The sequence below is a fragment of the Megasphaera sp. DJF_B143 genome (assembly GCF_900320625.1).
Taxonomy (GTDB): Bacteria; Bacillota; Negativicutes; order Veillonellales; family Megasphaeraceae; genus Megasphaera; species Megasphaera hexanoica.
The window spans coordinates 1-5233 of record NZ_ONTA01000111.1 but is presented as its reverse complement, the minus strand read 5'-3'; the positions used below and the strand labels follow the sequence as shown (position 1 = coordinate 5233).

Sequence of the window (5233 nt, the reverse complement as noted above, 5' to 3'; positions counted from 1 at the left end):
GTCACTCTTCCTGAACCACCGGATATAAACGTTTAACTATTTTTTCAAACAGAGTTTAAAATCGTATAGTTTTAGTTAATTTGTCTATATGCCAACGTAAAATAAGATGAAAATCGTTGCGCTAAATCAATATGATTTTAAAATAAAAAATATATCATATTTAAACGGGATTAGTCCTTATTTTTCTTCTAAAAATTAACATAATATAAAAAATAATTAAACAAATACATGATATATTCTTATTACACCATAAAAAACAATTTGTTTGACTCTCGCCTCTATATATGAGTTATAATTATATATATAATTTTTAATCTTTAGTTCATCATAACATGTATCCATATAACATTTTTGAATCAGGCAGGGGAATAAACAGTCAGGGGAGAGAAATAATTATGGTGCAGTATACAGATCGATTGAAATATTTGCGAATCAGTAATAACCTTTCACAGAAAGATGTTGCCAATTTGTTGGGATGTTCTCAGGTCGCCTATGGCATGTATGAGCTGGGAAAACGCCGCATTTCTCTCGAGAAACTCATCATTCTTGCAAAATATTATAATACGACGCTGGATTACATTGCCGGTTTATCTGACAAAAAATAAGGTGGTTGTACGGCCACATTGCCTTCGTGGGAATGTGGCATTTTTTCTTTTGTTGTTTTTGCAACAGAAAAAAACAGCGTTTCCGTCTATACTGATAACGTAATAAGAGACGCCAGAGGAGGCGGAAACGATATGGATAAAACAATTGATGATATCTGGTCTATTGTGCCGGATTATTTTAACAGAAAAGAATGTGAAGGCTGCGGCTGCTGTATCAGCATTTGCCCGGCCCATGCGATTACCATGATAGAGCGAATGGATGGCAGTGAACGGCCTGTCGTCGATATGAGCAAGTGCATCCGTTGCACCCGCTGCATGGATGCCTGTGAAATTTACAAGTGCTATCATGCCTGAGCGGCGTACCGCTCCGTTATTATCAGGATTGCTATTCAAAACAGGAAGAAGTCCTATGTCAAAGGGCATCTTCCTGTTTTTATTTTGTCCTCATACAGCTGAACGTTTTTTTCAAAATTATGCAATATATTTTTGAAACTTCCATCAACTTTCATTGCAATATATAATACATGAGCTTATAATAAAATCCGTCATAAGAAAAACATAATACTCCAGTGCATAGTTTAAGGGGAGGAATTAAAACATGAATGCATGGATCAATAACGTTTGTGAAAGGCGGTTTCATCTCAGCCGGTTTCATTCATCTGTCAGTACAGAAATTATAGCCGGGCTGACTACTTTTGCCACGATGGGTTACGTACTAGCTGTCGTGCCCCATATGATGGGGGAAGCCGGATTGCCTGGCGGGGCCGTTCTGACAGCTATGGTACTCATGATTTTTCTGACTACGATGGCCATGGGCCTGTATACAAACCGGCCCTTTGTCCTGGCTCCGGGAATGGGCAGCGTTGCCATATTTTCTATTACCTTGGTGCAGTTACAGCATGTATCGGTCAGTATTGCCAGTGCTATCGTATTTTTAAGCGGTATTTTATTCATTCTCGTCACGGTTCTCGGTATCCGCAAAGCCATCGTTATGGTCATTCCTAAGGGTATCAAGATTTCCATCAGTGCCGGTGTCGGCATGTTCCTTGCCGTAATTGGCCTGCGCAATGCTAAATTACTGGCAGCTAATGCCAAGAAAGTCGCCCTGTCTTTCGGTGACCTGACACAGCCTGTCGTCATTCTGGCTATGATTACCTTCATCATTCTGCTGGCACTGCAGGCGCGCCGTGTCAAAGGGGCAGCTCTGATCAGTATCATTGCCGGTACTATCATTGGTATCCCCATGGGTATTACCAAAATCCCGGCTACGCTGTTTACCATGCCGGACAGCCTGGCACCGGTATTTTTTAATTTTGACCTGTTCGGGGCACTGGACGTCAAATACCTGCCGTATTTATTCGTATTTTTCCTGCCGGATTTCTTTTCTAGTTTTGGAACGGCTATTGGTATCGGCGGCAAAGCGGGATTCCTCGATAAAAACGGGGATCTTCCTGACATAGATAAAGTGTTCCAGGTCGATTCGGTAGCAGCTACGCTGGGTTCCTTCTTTACCATTCCTGTACTCATTACCTATCTGGAATCGGGTGCCGGTGTCGAAGCCGGTGGCCGTACGGGGCTGACTGCAATTACTACGGCTATTATGTTTCTCCTTATCCTGGCCGTGACTCCACTGGCTCTCATGATTCCGGCAGCGGCTACAGCTCCTGTCCTGGTCTATGTCGGCGTCAGTATGATGGGAGGCATGAGAAATCTGGATTACACTGATATGTGTGAATATATACCGGCTTTCCTTTGTATTGCCTTTACGGCTTTTACTTTTAATATTGCTAACGGTATCTCCGTTGCGTTCATTGCCTATGTCATCATGAAAGTCGCTTCCGGCAGAGCATCGGAACTTAATAAAGGACATTTTCTGCTGGCACTGCTTCTGGCGTATTATTTCTATGCCATTGCTGGCGTTAAATAAGGGAGTGATGGATGGTGAAAATCGATTGGCTGTTAAAAAATGGGAATATCTATAATGTCTATCTGAAAAAATTTATTCCCTGTAATCTGGCTATCAGTGGGAAACGATTTTGTTATATGGGAAATGACCCTCTGCCCATCAAGCCGGAACATGTGCGGGATCTTGATGGCCAGTACGTAATCCCCGGCTTCATCGATTGCCACATGCATATTGAAAGTACGATGGCAGCACCGCGTACCTTCATGAAAGGAGCTGTCCGCAATGGTGTAACGACACTCATTGCCGAACCTCATGAAATTGCCAACGTATTCGGCCTTGCAGGCATACAGGCCATGGCTAAAACAATGCAAGAGGGGCCATGTGACGTTTATATCGCCATTCCCAGTTCGGTCCCATCGACAAATGAAGAACTGGAAACGACCGGTGGCGTCATCGATAATGATGATGTAGAATCTCTGATGCATATGGACCACGTCATCTGTCTGGGCGAAGTCATGAACTGCCGCGACGTCATACGGGACAGCCATTCCAAGACCAGCCGCCTGATCCGGCAGATCCGGGCTGGCCGGCCCGATTTCTCTCTGGAAGGCCATTGCCCCCGGTTCAGTGGCTGGGAGCTGGCCCAGATTTTGATGAGCGGCGTGAATTCCGACCATACGGATCAGTCGCTGGAAGGCTTGAAGGAACGGCTCATGAATGGCATGTTCGTACAGTTGCAGGAAAAGTCACTGAAACCGGAATTTATCTCTTATATTAAAGAAAATAATCTGCTGGAACACATGGCCATCGTAACGGACGATACCATGCCCGATGCCTTCATGGAACGGGGCCATCTCAATTATCTGGTAAAAAAGGCTATGCACAACGGCCTGACACCGGAAGAAGCTGTCTATACAGCGACGTATACACCGGCCAGGCGCATGGGCTTGCGCGATAAAGGGAGCATTGCACCTGGCAAAATCGCTGATTTCGTCATTTTGTCTGACCTGGCTGACCTGACCGTTGAAAGTACCTGGTGTGCCGGGCAGGAAGTCTATACAAAAGGAGATTCCTGGCAGGAAGCAGAACGGGATACGTCTTTCCCGAAAGCCTTTTATCATAGTGTCCACGTCGCGCCGCGCACGTCCGATGATTTTACTTTGAAAGCTCCTATAGAAGAAGGGGAGGTTACCTGCCGCATCCTGGAGGTGCAGGAACATACGACCTTTGTCAAAGAAGGACGGGCCGTGCTGCCAGTCCATCATGGAGAAGTTGATTGGGAACATAGTCCTTATAATCTGGCAATCGTCTGGGAACGCCATGGAAAGAACGGTGGCCATGGGACAGCTCTTGTCGGGGGAACGGCCATGACCAGGGGTGCTGCAGCTACGACCTATGCCCATGACCATCATAATCTCCTTGTCATAGGTCAGACAAAAGAAGATATGATGGCGGCTGCTAATACGGTCATCGCCAATCAGGGAGGCTATGCCGTAGCTTGTGACGGCGTCACGAAAGCCTTTGCTCCGCTTCCCATTGCCGGGATTCTGTCCGACCGGCCGCTGCCTGTATTGGGAAAACAAATACAAGAGGTGCATCGCGTCCTGACAGATTGTGGATATCGCCATGATAATGTTATCATGTCCCTCAGTACCTTGTCACTTCCCGTAAGCCCATTCTTTAAATTAACTGATAAGGGGATCATTGATGTCCGTAATGCGAAAATCGTCCCACTTATTACGGAAGCACGGGAAAAGCCGTAGAATACGAATAAGTAAATAGATAAACGAAACAGACGTGCTGTCTGGAGCTCTATACACCAGACGGCACGTCTGTTTTACTACATCCGGACGTTAAAGGATTGAAGTGGAACGGAGATTGGGTATAATGAATGTAAAAGGAAGTGATATGTGTGAATATAGCCATTATAACAGGAGCTTCCAGTGGTCTCGGCAGGGAATATGTACGGCTTCTTGATGAACAGTCTGTCGATGAAATCTGGCTCATCAGCCGCCATCAGGAAAAACTGGAAGAGACGGCACATGCATTGAAAACAAAATCCCGCATTTTACCGCTGGACTTGCAGGAACCGGCATCGTATACGTCTTTTGCTACAGCTCTCAGGCAGGAACAGCCCGTCGTTTCGTATTTCATCCATGCTGCCGGATATGGCCGTATGGGCCGGGCTGCTGCTATGACAGAAGCAGATACATCTGGTATGATTGCCGTACACTGCCAGGCCGCTGTCTCCCTGACGAAGGCGGTCATTCCCTATTGCCAGCAGGGCAGTCACATTGTTGAAATCTGTTCCTGTGCCGCTTTCCAGCCATTGCCATATCTGGCCGTATACGCTGCCTGCAAGGCCTTTCTTCTCCGGTACAGCCGGGCATTGGCAGAAGAACTGAAACCATCGGGGATTCTGGTCTCGGCAGTCTGCCCATACTGGGTCAAAGATACGGCTTTTATTGCGACGGCAAAGAAGACCGACCAAGAAAACCGGTTTACGCACTACCTATTTGCCGGAGACAAGAAGACTATCGCCCGCCGTTCTTTCCGTCAAATCCGTCAGGGACGTGTCGTCATTACTCCTGACCTGATTTCTACACTTCATCGCATCAGCTCCGGTATCCTGCCGCAATCCTTTTTCATCTGGATCAGCCGCTTTTTCCGCTGAAAATAGATATCCTGTGTGTCTGTAAAGCCGGATATTGTCAGGTTTTAT

General features: G+C 46.1%; 5 protein-coding genes. All 5 read left to right on the top strand.

The window, feature by feature from the left end; all coding sequences use genetic code 11:
• Positions 1 to 332: 332 nt before the first annotated feature.
• Positions 333 to 605 carry a helix-turn-helix domain-containing protein gene (locus DBO31_RS03230; RefSeq protein ID WP_369907311.1) on the top strand — a complete coding sequence of 91 codons (273 nt, stop codon included), beginning with the start codon at positions 333 to 335 and terminating at the stop codon, positions 603 to 605.
• A 132-nt stretch (positions 606 to 737) separates the two neighbouring features.
• Positions 738 to 959 carry a 4Fe-4S binding protein gene (locus DBO31_RS03225; RefSeq protein ID WP_113855871.1) on the top strand — a complete coding sequence of 74 codons (222 nt, stop codon included), beginning with the start codon at positions 738 to 740 and terminating at the stop codon, positions 957 to 959.
• Positions 960 to 1203: 244 nt separating this feature from the next.
• On the top strand, positions 1204 to 2532 hold the full coding sequence (locus DBO31_RS03220) for an NCS2 family permease (protein WP_172793329.1): 1329 nt from the start codon (positions 1204 to 1206) through the stop codon (positions 2530 to 2532).
• Between the two features lie 11 nt (positions 2533 to 2543).
• A complete protein-coding gene (locus DBO31_RS03215) occupies positions 2544 to 4274 on the top strand; it encodes an adenine deaminase C-terminal domain-containing protein (RefSeq protein ID WP_200817447.1) in 1731 nt (576 codons plus the stop codon).
• Between the two features lie 149 nt (positions 4275 to 4423).
• The gene (locus DBO31_RS03210) at positions 4424 to 5185 is read left to right on the top strand and encodes an SDR family oxidoreductase (RefSeq protein WP_150824428.1); all 762 of its coding nucleotides are present in this window, start codon (positions 4424 to 4426) and stop codon (positions 5183 to 5185) included.
• The last annotated feature ends 48 nt before the right edge of the window (positions 5186 to 5233 follow it).

Bases quoted from the DNA above. Each gene is read 5' to 3' on its own strand.
- DBO31_RS03230 (WP_369907311.1), top strand. From the start codon at position 333: ATGTATCCATATAACATTTTTGAATCAGGCAGGGGAATAAACAGTCAG.
- DBO31_RS03225 (WP_113855871.1), top strand. From the start codon at position 738: ATGGATAAAACAATTGATGATATCTGGTCTATTGTGCCGGATTATTTT.
- DBO31_RS03220 (WP_172793329.1), top strand. From the start codon at position 1,204: ATGAATGCATGGATCAATAACGTTTGTGAAAGGCGGTTTCATCTCAGC.
- DBO31_RS03215 (WP_200817447.1), top strand. From the start codon at position 2,544: ATGGTGAAAATCGATTGGCTGTTAAAAAATGGGAATATCTATAATGTC.